Origin of the sequence: Streptomyces sp. NPDC088747, assembly GCF_044751025.1 — a bacterium.
Taxonomy (GTDB): domain Bacteria; phylum Actinomycetota; class Actinomycetes; order Streptomycetales; family Streptomycetaceae; genus Streptomyces.
In genome coordinates this window covers 107,067-119,839 of sequence record NZ_JBIVKZ010000001.1, presented here as the reverse complement: position 1 = coordinate 119,839, position 12,773 = coordinate 107,067, and the positions used below count along the sequence as shown (strand labels likewise).

General features: G+C 68.0%; 30 protein-coding genes. All 30 read left to right on the top strand.

The annotated features are described in order from the left end of the window. The first annotated feature begins 134 nt into the window (after positions 1–134). The 30 genes from ACIP79_RS00685 to ACIP79_RS00540 all read left to right on the top strand — a co-directional run bounded on the left by ACIP79_RS00685 (position 135) and on the right by ACIP79_RS00540 (position 12,737). A complete protein-coding gene (locus tag ACIP79_RS00685) occupies positions 135–482 on the top strand; it encodes a hypothetical protein (RefSeq protein WP_401217355.1) in 348 nt (115 codons plus the stop codon). Further along, on the top strand, positions 463–756 hold the full coding sequence (locus tag ACIP79_RS00680) for a hypothetical protein (protein WP_401217352.1): 294 nt from the start codon (positions 463–465) through the stop codon (positions 754–756). The genes ACIP79_RS00685 and ACIP79_RS00680 overlap by 20 nt, the downstream gene beginning before the upstream one ends. 90 nt (positions 757–846) lie before the next feature. Then, positions 847–975, top strand: a complete 129-nt coding sequence (locus ACIP79_RS00675) for a hypothetical protein (RefSeq protein WP_401217349.1) — start codon at positions 847–849, stop codon at positions 973–975. Next, positions 975–1,175 carry a hypothetical protein gene (locus tag ACIP79_RS00670; protein ID WP_401217347.1) on the top strand — a complete coding sequence of 67 codons (201 nt, stop codon included), beginning with the start codon at positions 975–977 and terminating at the stop codon, positions 1,173–1,175. Before ACIP79_RS00675 ends, ACIP79_RS00670 begins: the two co-directional genes overlap by 1 nt. Further along, entirely contained in the window at positions 1,175–1,462 is a 288-nt protein-coding gene (locus ACIP79_RS00665) for a hypothetical protein (RefSeq protein ID WP_401217344.1), read from the top strand. Before ACIP79_RS00670 ends, ACIP79_RS00665 begins: the two co-directional genes overlap by 1 nt. Continuing rightward, entirely contained in the window at positions 1,459–1,914 is a 456-nt protein-coding gene (locus ACIP79_RS00660) for a hypothetical protein (protein ID WP_401217341.1), read from the top strand. The genes ACIP79_RS00665 and ACIP79_RS00660 overlap by 4 nt, the downstream gene beginning before the upstream one ends. A 443-nt stretch (positions 1,915–2,357) precedes the next feature. Then, the gene (locus ACIP79_RS00655) at positions 2,358–2,732 is read left to right on the top strand and encodes a hypothetical protein (RefSeq protein ID WP_401217338.1); all 375 of its coding nucleotides are present in this window, start codon (positions 2,358–2,360) and stop codon (positions 2,730–2,732) included. Next, positions 2,729–3,079, top strand: a complete 351-nt coding sequence (locus ACIP79_RS00650; protein WP_401217334.1) for a hypothetical protein — start codon at positions 2,729–2,731, stop codon at positions 3,077–3,079. The genes ACIP79_RS00655 and ACIP79_RS00650 overlap by 4 nt, the downstream gene beginning before the upstream one ends. 64 nt (positions 3,080–3,143) lie before the next feature. Then, positions 3,144–3,992 carry a glycosyl hydrolase family 16 gene (locus tag ACIP79_RS00645; RefSeq protein WP_401217331.1) on the top strand — a complete coding sequence of 283 codons (849 nt, stop codon included), beginning with the start codon at positions 3,144–3,146 and terminating at the stop codon, positions 3,990–3,992. 5 nt (positions 3,993–3,997) lie between these two features. Further along, entirely contained in the window at positions 3,998–4,249 is a 252-nt protein-coding gene (locus tag ACIP79_RS00640) for a hypothetical protein (protein ID WP_401217329.1), read from the top strand. Beyond that, the gene (locus ACIP79_RS00635) at positions 4,246–4,890 is read left to right on the top strand and encodes a DUF6085 family protein (protein ID WP_401217326.1); all 645 of its coding nucleotides are present in this window, start codon (positions 4,246–4,248) and stop codon (positions 4,888–4,890) included. Before ACIP79_RS00640 ends, ACIP79_RS00635 begins: the two co-directional genes overlap by 4 nt. Beyond that, positions 4,887–5,075, top strand: coding sequence for a hypothetical protein (locus ACIP79_RS00630; RefSeq protein WP_401217323.1), 189 nt, complete (start codon positions 4,887–4,889; stop codon positions 5,073–5,075). Before ACIP79_RS00635 ends, ACIP79_RS00630 begins: the two co-directional genes overlap by 4 nt. A 70-nt stretch (positions 5,076–5,145) precedes the next feature. Continuing rightward, positions 5,146–5,313, top strand: coding sequence for a hypothetical protein (locus ACIP79_RS00625; protein ID WP_401217320.1), 168 nt, complete (start codon positions 5,146–5,148; stop codon positions 5,311–5,313). Next, positions 5,306–5,545, top strand: a complete 240-nt coding sequence (locus ACIP79_RS00620) for a hypothetical protein (protein ID WP_401217317.1) — start codon at positions 5,306–5,308, stop codon at positions 5,543–5,545. Before ACIP79_RS00625 ends, ACIP79_RS00620 begins: the two co-directional genes overlap by 8 nt. Then, positions 5,542–5,952, top strand: coding sequence for an SsgA family sporulation/cell division regulator (locus tag ACIP79_RS00615; protein ID WP_401217314.1), 411 nt, complete (start codon positions 5,542–5,544; stop codon positions 5,950–5,952). Before ACIP79_RS00620 ends, ACIP79_RS00615 begins: the two co-directional genes overlap by 4 nt. Further along, on the top strand, positions 5,952–6,233 hold the full coding sequence (locus tag ACIP79_RS00610; protein WP_401217311.1) for a hypothetical protein: 282 nt from the start codon (positions 5,952–5,954) through the stop codon (positions 6,231–6,233). Before ACIP79_RS00615 ends, ACIP79_RS00610 begins: the two co-directional genes overlap by 1 nt. Next, positions 6,223–6,471, top strand: a complete 249-nt coding sequence (locus tag ACIP79_RS00605; protein ID WP_401217308.1) for a hypothetical protein — start codon at positions 6,223–6,225, stop codon at positions 6,469–6,471. Before ACIP79_RS00610 ends, ACIP79_RS00605 begins: the two co-directional genes overlap by 11 nt. After that, on the top strand, positions 6,468–6,824 hold the full coding sequence (locus ACIP79_RS00600; protein WP_401217305.1) for a hypothetical protein: 357 nt from the start codon (positions 6,468–6,470) through the stop codon (positions 6,822–6,824). The genes ACIP79_RS00605 and ACIP79_RS00600 overlap by 4 nt, the downstream gene beginning before the upstream one ends. Further along, entirely contained in the window at positions 6,817–7,398 is a 582-nt protein-coding gene (locus tag ACIP79_RS00595; RefSeq protein ID WP_401217302.1) for a hypothetical protein, read from the top strand. The genes ACIP79_RS00600 and ACIP79_RS00595 overlap by 8 nt, the downstream gene beginning before the upstream one ends. Then, positions 7,395–7,748 (top strand): hypothetical protein, encoded by a 354-nt coding sequence (locus ACIP79_RS00590; protein ID WP_401217299.1) that lies wholly within the window; start codon positions 7,395–7,397, stop codon positions 7,746–7,748. Before ACIP79_RS00595 ends, ACIP79_RS00590 begins: the two co-directional genes overlap by 4 nt. Further along, the gene (locus ACIP79_RS00585; protein ID WP_401217296.1) at positions 7,745–8,026 is read left to right on the top strand and encodes a hypothetical protein; all 282 of its coding nucleotides are present in this window, start codon (positions 7,745–7,747) and stop codon (positions 8,024–8,026) included. Before ACIP79_RS00590 ends, ACIP79_RS00585 begins: the two co-directional genes overlap by 4 nt. Further along, on the top strand, positions 8,023–8,913 hold the full coding sequence (locus ACIP79_RS00580) for a hypothetical protein (protein WP_401217293.1): 891 nt from the start codon (positions 8,023–8,025) through the stop codon (positions 8,911–8,913). The genes ACIP79_RS00585 and ACIP79_RS00580 overlap by 4 nt, the downstream gene beginning before the upstream one ends. Then, positions 8,906–9,223, top strand: a complete 318-nt coding sequence (locus tag ACIP79_RS00575) for a hypothetical protein (RefSeq protein ID WP_401217290.1) — start codon at positions 8,906–8,908, stop codon at positions 9,221–9,223. Before ACIP79_RS00580 ends, ACIP79_RS00575 begins: the two co-directional genes overlap by 8 nt. Next, a complete protein-coding gene (locus ACIP79_RS00570) occupies positions 9,216–9,428 on the top strand; it encodes a hypothetical protein (RefSeq protein ID WP_401217287.1) in 213 nt (70 codons plus the stop codon). Before ACIP79_RS00575 ends, ACIP79_RS00570 begins: the two co-directional genes overlap by 8 nt. Before the next feature lie 156 nt (positions 9,429–9,584). Next, the gene (locus ACIP79_RS00565) at positions 9,585–9,923 is read left to right on the top strand and encodes a hypothetical protein (RefSeq protein WP_401217284.1); all 339 of its coding nucleotides are present in this window, start codon (positions 9,585–9,587) and stop codon (positions 9,921–9,923) included. Positions 9,924–9,947: 24 nt separating this feature from the next. Beyond that, the gene (locus tag ACIP79_RS00560) at positions 9,948–10,178 is read left to right on the top strand and encodes a hypothetical protein (protein WP_401217281.1); all 231 of its coding nucleotides are present in this window, start codon (positions 9,948–9,950) and stop codon (positions 10,176–10,178) included. Then, positions 10,171–10,329, top strand: a complete 159-nt coding sequence (locus ACIP79_RS00555; RefSeq protein WP_401217277.1) for a hypothetical protein — start codon at positions 10,171–10,173, stop codon at positions 10,327–10,329. Before ACIP79_RS00560 ends, ACIP79_RS00555 begins: the two co-directional genes overlap by 8 nt. Then, on the top strand, positions 10,326–10,877 hold the full coding sequence (locus ACIP79_RS00550; protein WP_401217274.1) for a hypothetical protein: 552 nt from the start codon (positions 10,326–10,328) through the stop codon (positions 10,875–10,877). The genes ACIP79_RS00555 and ACIP79_RS00550 overlap by 4 nt, the downstream gene beginning before the upstream one ends. Next, a complete protein-coding gene (locus tag ACIP79_RS00545) occupies positions 10,849–12,129 on the top strand; it encodes a hypothetical protein (protein WP_401217271.1) in 1,281 nt (426 codons plus the stop codon). Before ACIP79_RS00550 ends, ACIP79_RS00545 begins: the two co-directional genes overlap by 29 nt. 17 nt (positions 12,130–12,146) lie before the next feature. After that, positions 12,147–12,737 carry a hypothetical protein gene (locus ACIP79_RS00540; protein WP_401217269.1) on the top strand — a complete coding sequence of 197 codons (591 nt, stop codon included), beginning with the start codon at positions 12,147–12,149 and terminating at the stop codon, positions 12,735–12,737. Positions 12,738–12,773: the final 36 nt, after the last annotated feature.

Below are 12,773 nucleotides of genomic sequence, written 5' to 3'. Positions count from 1 at the left end.
ACCCGAAACCGGTTTCGGCCGCGACATCGTTGTGATCATGCGGTCGACCTGCGCTGGTTTCGAGTTTCGGCCCCTGCGGTCGGCCTCCGGAAAAGCGCCGTATCCCCATCCCGACACACCCGTGAGGAAGACCCGTGCCGTACACCATCGGCGAGAAGCTGCGCATCGGCTGGCTCATCGCCAAGAACGCGAAGCAGGCAGCGCCGCACCGCGGCGACCCGGACGCCTGGACGCCGGACCCGCGCATCGACCGCGAGTTGAGCCGCATGGAGCGGCGCAAGGAGGAGCGCGAGCGCGCCGACGAGCAGGCGATGCAGACCGTCCTCGGCAGGGCGCGGCACGACGTCGCCGCCGCGAAGGCCAACATCCGCACCGCGCGAGGGTTCGCGGAGAAGCGGACCGCCCGCGATGAAGAGCGGGAAGCGGCCCGCGAACTGCGCCGCGTGGAAGGTGCTGCGCGCCGTGCGGGATACCGGATCTGAGACGCCGATCGGCATCGACGGTAACGGCCGGCCCATCTACGCCTGGCCGCAGCCGCCCGCCGTTGCACCGCAACAACCCATCGTGGCGCGCCCGTGGGGGACCTACCTCGCGGGCGGCTGCGGCGCGGTGTTCGCGGTCGCCATCCTCGGGGCCGTTGCGATCGCCTTCATGATCGGCCTCGCCGTCGTTGCGGTGTGCCTCGCGCTCGCCGCGGTCGCCCTGACGATCTGCGTCGTCATCCTGCGCGACGTGTGGAGGCAGTCCCGTCAGTGACCGCCCCGCAACACCCACCGTTGCGCGCTGCAACGGGCAGCCCCCAGCCAACCGGTTGGGGGCTTCTTCATGCGCTGAAAGGGATCAAGCATGTCCCGCACGAAGATCCGGTGGCGGCTGGCCGCGCTCTGCGACTGGGGGTGCGTGTACCCCGGCTGCGGCGCCTGGTTCGGCACGTACGCCGAAATGCAGCAGCACTTGTCCGGGCACTACCGCTGATGGCCATTCACCCGCTGGTCATTGCCGAGTTGAAGATCCGCGCCGCACAGATGGATCTCAAGTGCCTTGAGCTGAACATCACTTATCCGGGCGAGGCGGTCGGCATTGCATCGCGCCGCCACCGCAGCCGCAAGCGGGCGATGGAAATCGCCGACAGCTACCGGCGCCTGGCCGAACTCGCAGAAAGCGACGGCGAGTAATGGGCGACAAGATGACGTGCCCCGGCTGCAACTCGCACGGCTCGGACGTCCTCAACGACTTCATGGATGACCGCCCGTGCCGACAGTGCGGACTATCGGCGTCAGCCGCCTTCGAGATTCAGACGGTTCGTACCTCCCGCGCCGATGACGCACTGAAGCAGCGCGTCGAAGAACTGGTCAAGGAAGTCGACCTGTGGAAGCGGCGGGCGAATATCGCAGAAGCCTTCAAGGCTGATGTCCGTTTCGCCATGGACCGGTACAACGAAGAGCGGGAGCGGCTTCCATGAATAAGCCCGAGTGCACGTCCATTGATGGGGTCGACCACAAGGGACACGCCATCGAGACGTGCTACAAGTGCGGCACCGATTGGCCGTGCAAGACGTGGCGGCGCTGGACGAAGTCGAAGGACTACCGCATAGCGGAGCTTGAGGCGGCTGTGAAACGGCTCGCTGACCAGACGACCAGGGATGGCGAGAAGCTGCGAGAGCTGGAAAGGGCCGTCCGCGACGACTCCAACATCCTGCGCAACGGCGTCTTCCGCGCGATGACGGATCTCGGCAAGAGCGGGCGCATGGGAAACCTAGATCTCAGCTGGGCGCAAGACATCCAGGACTTCACGATGATGGGCACCAGTCACATCACGCGAGTCGCCGGGCGGTCCGAACTCACCGTCACATACGAAGACGTCAGTGGTTACACCTGGACGAATGGCGTCGTGACCGAGCGGACCCGTGGCTAAAGGGAAGCGCGTATCCGCCAACGAGATCAGTGACGAATTGGTCGCGAAGATCCGGGCGGACATAGCGGAGTGGTCAGCGGGCTTGTGGGCGCAGCAAGTTGCCCCCAAGCCCGCTTGCGTATGCGGTCTCACCGACCGCTACATAGAAGGCAACCGAGGCTATTCGAAGCACGGGGTGCCGACCAAGGAATGCCAGCGACACAGGGAAGCGTGATGCCACTCATTGACACCACGCCGGACGTTACGCGGCCCCGGTACTACTGCCCCGCCTGCGGAATGGTCCGCCCGGAACAGGCCGTGCGGATGACCGACGGCGTCCGAGTGAAGTGGCATTACATATCGCGCCCCGGCCCGTGGTGGGACAAGTGGATGAATATCGGTGAGTCCCTGACTCGCGAAACGTGCCCCGGCGGCGAGATCGATCTAGTGAAGGACAGAGCTCCGTGAAATGCAATGCGACGCTGACGGACTCGCGCAAAGGCGTGACATACACCTGCGAGTTGGGCGCCACGCACTACGACAGGGATATCCAGCCCGACTTCGATGCACCTCTTGAGAGCCGCAACCCTGGCGGCTGGCACAAGCGCGGCACAGAGGTATGGGCGGACCATGCCCATGGCGCGACGCCGCACGAGCCGGAAGCCGTGTCCGCCGACGTACTGCCGGGCTACAAAGCGAGCATCCGCTTCGGCTCGCAATCCGGACCCAACCTCGACTGGGAATCTCCGTACGAAATCACGATCGTCGGCCCTGCCGCATTCGTGGCGCGCGTCGTCGCGAGTGTGGCAGACGCATTCGAAGAGGACGCCCAGCGATGAACGTATGGCACTGCCAGAAGGGCTTCGCCCCGGAAGGCGCGATGTGCTCGCACCTCGAATGCAAGCCGAAGCCGGAAGAGCGCGGCTCGACGCTCGCTCACGGAATGCGGTCAAAAGAAAAGCCGTACGCCACGCTGGGTGAGGCGCAGGACTCGCTGATTCACGCGCTCGAAGTTATGCGCACCATTCACGAAGACATCGCCTCGCGCCGCCAGAAGATCGCGGAGCAGGAAGAACTGATCCGCGAGCGGGAAGACGAACTGCGCCAGTGGAGCGCTGTAGCGAAAGAGGCACTCGCCCCGGTCGCGATGGGATTCCACATGACAGTGAAGGACGACAATGGGTAAGCACGCCAAGGCAAAACAACGATCACTATGGGCGGGAGTATTCGCCACCGCAGGGGCCGTCATCATGGCGGCCCTTTCTCTTGCCCCCGGGGCGGGCGCGGCAGCTGTATCGCCGGACGCCATGCCGAAGGGCGACCTCCCGGGGTGGCGGCAGGTGTACGCCGACGACTTCAACGGCTACACCGTGCCGAAGGGGGCGTTCACCGACTGCAACCACAACACCGACACGCCTCAGGCGTACTGCGGCGGGCTGAAGAAGTACCCGACGGCGTACGCCAACTACTGGGCGTATCCGTGGGGCTGGGACGACACCGCGAAGTCCGGTGCCGACGGCAACACCGGCGCCCCGTTCGGCGGGCGCTACGACCCGGCGACGACGGTCTCGATCGGCAAGGCCACCGCGAAGAGCACCGACGGCTACCTGAGCGTGAAGCAGTACCGGCCCAAGGCCGGCGGGGACAACCGCGTCGCGGCCGTCGTGCCGCGCAAGTGCATGGGCCACGCGTACGGGAAGTACAGCGAGCGCTTCAAGGTCGTCAACGGCTCGGACCCCGGCTTCAAGTCGGCGCACCTCTTCTACCAGGGCGGCGAAGAGATCGACTACCCGGAGGGCGACTGGGTCAGGCCGGACCGGAGCACCGGCAGCTTCTCCGGGTTCGTCCACCCCAACCAGACGTACATCGACGCGCGCGGGCAGTGGATGACGCGCTGGAACACGACGTCCATTGAGTGGACTCCCGGGAAGATCTCCTTCTTCCTGAACGGGAAGCTCGTCAGGACGGTGAACCGCAGCATCAGCAAGCCGCAGGCCTGGATCTGGCAGAACGAGTCCAGCATCGAAGGTCCGTACGCCAAGCCCGGCGCGAGCGCGGAGATCCGCACCACGTGGGCGACCTGCTACGTGAGGAAGTAACGGCCATGCCAGCACTCGGGCACTTCAAGATCACTGTCCAGCCGTTCGGGTCCGACCCTGCCAGCTGGGGTTGGACGCTGGGTTATACCGACCCGGACGGCAGTGACAAGGTCATCAGGAGCGGCGCCCCCTACGTCTCCGCAACCGCGGCCAAGCGCGCAGCAGAGGAGCAGGCGGACGCCATCGCGTCCGCTCTCGCAACCGCCGAGACGTACACCTACACGCCGTCCGTCGTGGGCAGGGGCGGCACGTCATGACCCTCGGGGAACTGATCGAGACGCTCGCGGGAAAGGACCCGGGACACGTCCTGCCGCTGGGCTTCAACAACCCGCACTCGTACCGCGGGTCCTACACGGACCTTGCCTTCGAGCCGGCCCGCAACATCAGCGTCGACGCTGTGCTCGCCTCGGCACGCAGTGCCCTCGGCAAGGCGTTCCAGGGCTACAAGGGCGGCACGTACGTCATGGGCGAGGACACCGACGTGTGGCTGTCGCCGTACGGCGAAGCGTCGGGGGAGAGCATCGGCCCCACCCTGCTGCGCCTCATGCTGGCGAGCACGTCGACTCGCGACGTGCAGGGACACTGCCCCGGCTGCGGCGGCACTTCGCTGTATGTCGGCAGCCGCGGACTTCTCCACTGTCCGCTTGGGGGCTGCCCGCGGTCCGACGCGGCGCACGTGATCCTCGCCGACGGAGAGACGGAGCACGTCGTGAAGCTGAACGCAGACGGCTGGATCGTTCGTCACCCGCTGCGCGAGCGGATCGGCGACGCCCTCATGACGTGCACGCTCAACACGTACTTGTGGGAGGTCGACCAGCCTGAGGAACTGGGCACCTTCCGCGCGCGCCGCGAGGACAACGGCGGCGGCGAAGTCTGGAGTTGGGAGCGGGTGACGTGACGTTCCAGCGCCCCGACGCCCCTGAGTCGCCACCGGTGACCGGGGGCGTCCGCCGTTTCATCGCCGCCTACGACTCGGACTGCGAGTGCGGCGAGCAGATCGGCCCCGGCGATGACGCCGGCTACATCGACGACGACAGCACCGCGTCATGCGCGGACTGCTGCGACGAAGCGGAGGAATCGTGATCTTCTTCGCGCTGCGCCGCGGGCCCGTTGACGTCTGCCCGTTCTGCCTTCGGGTCCGGTGCATCTGCTGATGGACACCATCGTCTTCGGACCGCTGATCATTCTCCGGTACTCCGTGTTCTTCGCCACTTCATGCGCCAAGTGCTTGAAGGAGATCCTGCCGGGCGAGCGTCACGGCATTTTCCACAACCAAGACGTCTGCGATCCCTGCGCCGACCGCCTCGAAGCCGATGAATGACGTCGTGCAGATCGTCGTCATGAGCGTGGGCGGCGGCGTCTTCGGCGCGCTCTTCTCGCACCTGACACGGCCGCGTCCGCGCCGCCACCGGGGCGAGCACCGCCCGATCTGGCGGCGCGGTCCGCGCGTCGACCCCTACACCCCGACCGACGCTCCGATACAGGAGCTCAGTCTCGACGGCGCCACGCGGGAGATGCGCGGCGCCGTCACTACTCCTGAGGGGGAGCAGTGATAACCCTACCGATCGACCTCGAACTGATCCTCGAACGCGGACACGTGCGCCCGCTGGGCGCCTGCGATCTGATCTACGACCCGCAGGATCCGTACGCCGTGCTCCTGCTCATCGTCGACGACCTGCACGGCACGGAGGTCGCCTGGCTCATGGCGCGTGAGCTGTTCGCCAACGGGCTCGGATCGCAGACGGAGCCGCGCGCCGGCGACGTCCGGATCTGGCGGTGCAACGAGCTTGAGATGCACATCGCGCTGGAGAGCCCGGAAGGCCGCGCGGAGCTGCACGCCCCGGCGGAAGACATCGCTCACTTCCTCGAACTCACCTACCAGGCGGTTCCGCCGGGGCACGAGATGGACGGCGTCGACATAGGCGCCGAACTCGCCGCGATGTTCGGGGAGGCGGCGTAATGGTCCGCTTCGAAGACCCGCCAGCGCCGAGGCGCGGCGTCCCCCGCGCCGACCACAAGGCAGCCGCGGAAGAGCTCCGGGGGCTGCCCGGCATGTGGGGCTTCGTCACCGCGTATCAGGCGCAGTCCGCCGCCGCGCAGGCCGCGAGCAACATCCGCAACGGGGACGCGCAGGCCTACCAGCCGAAGGGCGCCTTCGACGCGACGTCGCGCACGGTCAATGGCGAGTACCGGCTGTACGTGAAGTTCATCGGAGAGGAGACCAGCGGCGATGCCGGATGAACGGACGCTCGCCACGACCGCAGTGAACATGATCAACGGCGTCACTGCCGACGTCATGCAGCCACGCGACATGTCCGCCGACCAGCTGATCGCGGCGTGCGCAGTGCGCGCTCGACTCGCTGTGGCAACCGCGCTGCTGGACGTCGCCGCCGCGATCCGCAGCGACGGCACGGGAGCCTCTGTCGAGCGGTCCATGGGACGGCTGACCGCGGCCGTCCAGAGCCTGGGGGGACCGTGACTGACGCCCGCAAGAAGATCGCTGACCTGCTGTGGTGGGTCGTGCCGAGTCAGGACACCGCCGACGCCAAGGCGAAGGCCGGGCAGATGCTCGACGCCTACCGCGATGAGGTCGCGCTCGACCTGGGGCGCGACCTTTTGCGTGACGGGCTGGACGCCTTCCTGCGGCGCCTCATTGGTCCCGCGAACGCGGCGCGGATCGCCGCAGAGTCGCGCGCTGCGGGGCTTCGAGGTGCCGCAGATGTCCTGACCATGGACTGGGGCGGGCCCGATCACGAAGCCGGTATGGACGAAGCGCGCAAGCAACTGCGCCAGTTGGCCGAGCCATCACACCCCGGAGAAGCCCATGACTGAGCAGACCGCCCGCATCCTCACCGAGGCCGCTGACAGCGTCGAGCGGAACGTGCGCTGCCAGACCCACACCGAGGCCAACGGCAAGAGCAACGCGGTCGAGCACCTGCGCCGTCTGGCTGCCGAGGCGCGCCCCGTCACCGGCAACCCCTCCGTCGTCACCGACCGCGTGCTGTCCGAAGTCCTCGCCGAACGCATCCGGCAGGACGCCCGGTGGGGCGAGCAGAACCATCCCGACGGGACGGGCAGCTTCGATCAGAAGGCGGCTGCCGTACGCGCCCGCGCCGACTGCCAGTTGTCGGCGGCGGACGGCAAGGTGACGTGGGCGCACATCGCCCGTGAAGAGGACTGCGAGGCGCTCGCAGAGTCCGACCCGGTGCGCCTGCGAGAAGAGCTGATCCAAGCCGCCGCGGTGAAGGTGGCGTGGATCGAGGCTCTCGACAGGCGGGCGCTCGCCGCCCGTTGTCAGCGCTGCTACGGGCAGAAGGTCGTGCCCGACCTGTCGGCGCCGCCCGTCCCGTGGTGCGAGCCGCCGCCGAAGCCATGCCCCAACTGCCAGGGGAGCGAGGGCGGATGAGCTTCCTGCCGCGGTTCCTGCACCGCTGGTTCGCCGCGGCGGCGGGTTACGGCTGGCTGCCGCCCCCGCTGTCGTGTAGCCGCCCCACGCCCACGAAGGAGCAACGAATGCAGCTGAGCCGAATGCCCCGCCTGACCCCCGAAGGGCTCGACGACATCCTCGCCACCGAACCGAAGGCCAGGGCCGTGCTCGACGGGAACGACCGCCCGATCGGCGTCGAGGTGCCGCTGCCGGACGGGATGACCGACACGACCGGCGGCACCAACAGCCAGACCAGGACCGCGATGTTCGGCGACCGGGTAGGCCAGGACCGCTACGGCAACTGGCTCGTCGTCTCCGCCGCCCCGTGACCCGTACAGACCGGCCGCCCGCGTTGATGCCGCGGGCGGCCGGCACCCCGATTCTCACCCACACCAAGGAGGTACACGGCGTGAAGGAGTACTTCAGCGTCGCGTTCTGGCGCTCCGTCCGGTGGTACCTCCGACATCCCGACCGCCCGCCCCTGTCCGGCTATGACCGAGCCATCTGCCCCCGCTGCACACGCGCGGGGCGGGGCTGGGAAGACGGCAGCGCGGTCAACAACCCCGGCGTCGTGACCTTCGACCCGGAAGGGAGTGAGCGGACGTGACCATACGCGGCCTGCTGCGGCACGTCGGCGTCAAGGTCGGACCGGTGATCAAGGTGGCGGGCAGGGTCGTTGACCACGAGTACCTGTCGACCGGCTGCCTGCACGGTGAGCACGACTACTGCAAGGCCACGGCAGGCAAGGCAGGAGCGAAGCAGCCGGCGCAGTGCAAGTTCTGCGGTGCTCCGTGCATCTGCGAGTGCCACCAGGCTGACACGGCCCCGCCCGTCACCTGCCCCGAGTGCGGCGAGCCGTACCGAGAGGTGCCGGGAGGGCACTCCTGCACGCACGCGATGGACTGCCAGTACACGTTCCGGAACCGCACGCCGGGCGTAGAGCCGTGCCTCCGCTGCGAGCATGACGAGCGGACGCGCGGCGTCATTCAGCTGTCGACGATGGAGCTGTACCCGCCTGACCATGCGCCGACATGCGTCGTGAGCCAGGGCCACTACGGTGACAGCGGCAACGGGATCAGCGGGTGGCACACGGGCCGCGTCGAAGACTGCACCGGCCCCGGCTGCGGACCGCAGGAGTGCGGAGCGATGGCGACCACAGCGGGCGCGTCCTTCGGGCCGTGCATCAAGCGCGAGCGGCACAAGGACTGGCACGAGGACGCGAACGGGACGCGATGGACGACCCGCTGCCAGGCGTGCGGGCGCACGGAGCGCGAGCAGTGCAACTGCCCGCCCGACGACGCTGTGAGCGTCCCCAGGGACGCGCTGCGGGGCCTCGTAGAGGTGGCGCGACAGGTCAGTGAGCGCTGGCCGCACGGGGGCTTCATGGCCCCGGACAAGCCGCACCCCAACCACGGCACCGCCAGCGACGCGCTCAGAGCGCTGGACGACGCGGGGCTACTCGATCAGTTCAGGGAGGACGGCACCGATGGCTGACGAGAAGCTGGTACGCGACCTCATCCCGGCCATCGCACCGGGGCGCGACTACCGCACCGCCGACGCCGACGAGATGCCACGGCTGCTGAACGCGAAGCTGCTCGAAGAGGCGCAGGAAGTAGCTGACGCGCGCACGGCGAAGGAGTGGGCCGCAGAGCTGGCCGACGTCCTCGAAGTCGTGCACGCCCTGGCGGCCCGGTACGGCCTGACTCCCGAGCAGTTGGAGGGCATGCGCCGCGACAAGGCGATAGCGCGCGGCGGCTTCGCGCTGCGCGTCGTGCTGCTCGAAGGGGAGGACAGCGATGGATGACACGTACCGCCCCGCGGCGCGGTTGCGGGAGGGCTGGTTCGTCGCGAGAGACGACGGGTCGTTCCAGGAGATCGTCAGTCTCGTACAGATCGTCGCCCCTGTCGGCTTGGCCATGGTCGAACTGGCCGACGGCTTCAAAGCCGCTATCCCGCACACGCGCGAAGTCAACTGCCGCACCGCTGCCGAGATGGCGAGCAATGCCTGACGACTGGTGCCCTTGCGGCCATCTGGTCGGCAGCGAGTCGACGCGGTGCATCGAAGGCCGCGTCTACGGACCATGCAGCTCCGAGGACTGCGGCGGCGTCTGCGAGTTCGAACAACGATGCCCGTCACCCGACTGCCGGTGCAGAGAAGAGGATCAATGAGCTATGACGTCGCGCTGCGCCTGTATGTCGACGCGGGCGGACAGGAGCCGTTCACCGCCTGGCCCGCCGACATCGGCAACTACACGTCGAACGTCAGCGGCATGTGGACGAAGGCGCTCGGCTACGACCTGTGCGAGCTGGACAACAAGACGGCCGGCGACTGCCTCGCGGACCTACAGCGTGCCGTCGGCGCCATGGAAGGTGACCCGGCGACGTACGAAGCGATGAATCCGCGCAACGGGTGGGGCACCTACGAAGGCGCGTCGGACTACCTGCGGCGCCTGCGCGACGCGTGCGCGGCATACCCGAAGGCCACCATCCGGATCAGCTGCTGAGAGGGACGATGAAGGAGAGGAACGGTGGCTGAGATCACGCTGAAGGAGTGCACCGACTACAACTGGTTCGAGCGGCGCATCCTCGGCTGGCATTGGTGGTGGTCGGCGTACATCCCGTACGGCGACTCCTGCGCGGGCTTCGCCCGCACCCGCGACAAGGCACGAGCCAGGGCGGAGAAGGCGGCGCGGCGCCTCGCCTGGCTGGAGAGCACGCCCTACGAGCGCTACCAGTACGAGGTGAAGCCCGGTGACTGACGAAGAGACTGCTCGTCTGCTCTGGCAGCGCTTCGCCGAAGCGCTTAGCGCCCGCGGCTGGCACCTGTCCGTCGGCTGCGGCAACGTCCAGATCTGCATCCCGGGCGACGGCGGGCCGTCGACAGACCGGTACGTGGAGGTGGTGTCGTGAGGCAGTGGCACGACATCGAGCCGGCGGACGCGACGGAACTTGATCTGTCGACGGACCTCACGATCACAGCGCCGCGCAACGAGACGGGGGAGCGGTGCCCTTGGCCGTGGTTCTCGGAGGGGGTAGCTCGTGACCTGGAGTACGTTCGCTGCTTCTTCTGCGATGCCAGGATCCTGGCCGGGGTGCCGCACCTGGACTACGCGCAGCACTGGCGTGCCATCGCGCCTGCCGACTGGTCAAGGGCCGCTGCTTGGCTCAAGGAAGGCTTCACGCCTTCGTCGGTCGCTGCCGCCCTGGCCTGCGAGAGCGAGAGCCTGCTGCACGCGGCCGTCTGCAATGCCGAGCGCGTGCTGTACGTCGCAGACGCAGACGAACTGCGCAGCACGCTCGACCAGTTGGCCGCGCTGTACGACGGCGACCCCAAGCCGTTCAAGGTGTACCGCGCGAACGGTGACGAGCGGATCGAGTTCCGCTACGGAGTCACGATCTTCGTCAAGACGATCCGGAGGGAGAGCAGGCATGCCCCGCAAGACGATCAAGGAGCCTGAGGAAGGCGCGTGCCCTCGCTGCCGCAAGCTGATCGCCCTCACGCCGAAGCGTGGGGGCGAGCTCGTTCTGCGGACTCATCACGTCGTGGTCGCTGAGGAGCACTACAGCGGGCACGGCGTCGTCGAGTGCGAGGGCTCGGGCAGTGCGCCGGCCGCGGACATCGACGACTCGAAGGACTGGGCGTGGATCGGCAGGGCGCCTGCGAAGCCCTTCGCGGACGGAGGGCTGCCGGGTACCACACCGCTGGGTCAGGCGATCCGCGAAGTCACAGACCAGATCAGGGGGGCAAACCAACAGGCCAGCGGCGCCATTGGGGAAGCGATCGGACGGCTGTCCGGCTCCATGCAGATCCATCGCGAAGAGTTCGCGGCGGCGCGTGATCAGATCGCGGACGCCCCGGACGTACCGCGCGACATGATCACCCCTGCGCCGTCGACGTCCATGGGAGACCGGCGGCGGGCGGCACGGAGCGCAGCGCGGCGGCTGCGCGAGGCACTCACACCCGTCTTTGCGGAGTACGTCGCGGAGCCTCAGATCCTGTCCGTGACTCCGTCGCCCGACGGTTACGACTGCGTGATCCTTCAAGGGCGGGCCGAGCCTGCCGGGATCCAGTTCCGCCACCGGGTCAGCTACGGCCTGCTCACGGACACAGTGGCCATGAACATCATGATCGATCGGGCAGTGGCAGAAACGCGGAGGCAGCTTGAGCGGCGCTTCCGGCCGTCGCAGCTCACACCGACCAGCGTGGAACTGAACGGCGTCGACATCACCGGCATGATCACAGGCCCTGTCGAGATCACCTACGAGCCTGAATCAGTGACCCTGCCGGACGTCGACCTTGCGGAAGCCGTGCGGTCCGTGGAGGTCCCCGAGACGCCGGACTTCTTGGCCACCGTCCTCGTGGCGATACGCCAGGCGTACGTCGACGAGACGGGGGAGCCGCCGACCGACGCGCATGTGTCCCTGAGCGCCCCTGACCAACCCGACATGTTCATCCGGGACATGCAGGTGATGCGGATCGTCCTTGAGCCGCGCAGGCTGCGCGTGGACATCCCCATCTACGGCAACGCGCCCGACATCCCGGGCTTCGCGGCAGGCGTCGCGAGAGACGCCGCGGCGACCGTCCGGCAGAAGTTGCGGCGCAGGCCGCTGTGCAACGAGCGGGCGCTCCCGCACGCGTGCGGCGAACTAGCCGGCGAGGAACCCCACACACACCGCTGCCGCCTCGGATGGTGCGGCTTCGAATGGTGAAGGTAAGGAGATGAGCCATGAGCCGACCGCGGCAGGCGTACTGCGCGCGGGGCCTGCACCTGCTGGACGATCCGCGCAACGTCGCGTTCAAGCAGAGCCGCGATCGTCCGCCGCGCCGCTACTGTCTGCCGTGCTACGCGGCGACGAAGAGGTCCGGACGCCTGCCGCGGCTCGCCCTGGCGCCCTCCCCGCGGCAGTTGGAAGTACTCCAGGACCGTGCCAACGGCCTGAGCGATGAAGAGATCGCAGAGCGCGACGACGTCACGGTCAGCACCGTGCGGCACGCCTCGCTGCGCGCCCGGCTGACCCTCAGGGTCACCCCCACCACCGCCGCGGCCGTGGCGGTGTGCCTGGCGTACGAACTCATCAAGCCGGACAACTCGGGGCCGCTGCCGCCCCGGGACGCCAGGACCGCGCCGTACGCGGCCTCCGTGCTGGCCCTGGTGCAAGGGCAGCGCGAGCCGCTGAAGCCGAAGGACGTCCAGCGAGCCAGGCTCCTGGACGCCCTGTACGCCTGGAGTGAGCCGCACGCCGTCAGCGTCCTGTGGGCGGCGAAGACGATCTCAGCCAGGGACGTAGCCCCCCTGTTTGCGAGAGGAAAGAGGTAGCAATGCGAGAACAGCCCGCCTGTTGTGAAGCGCGAT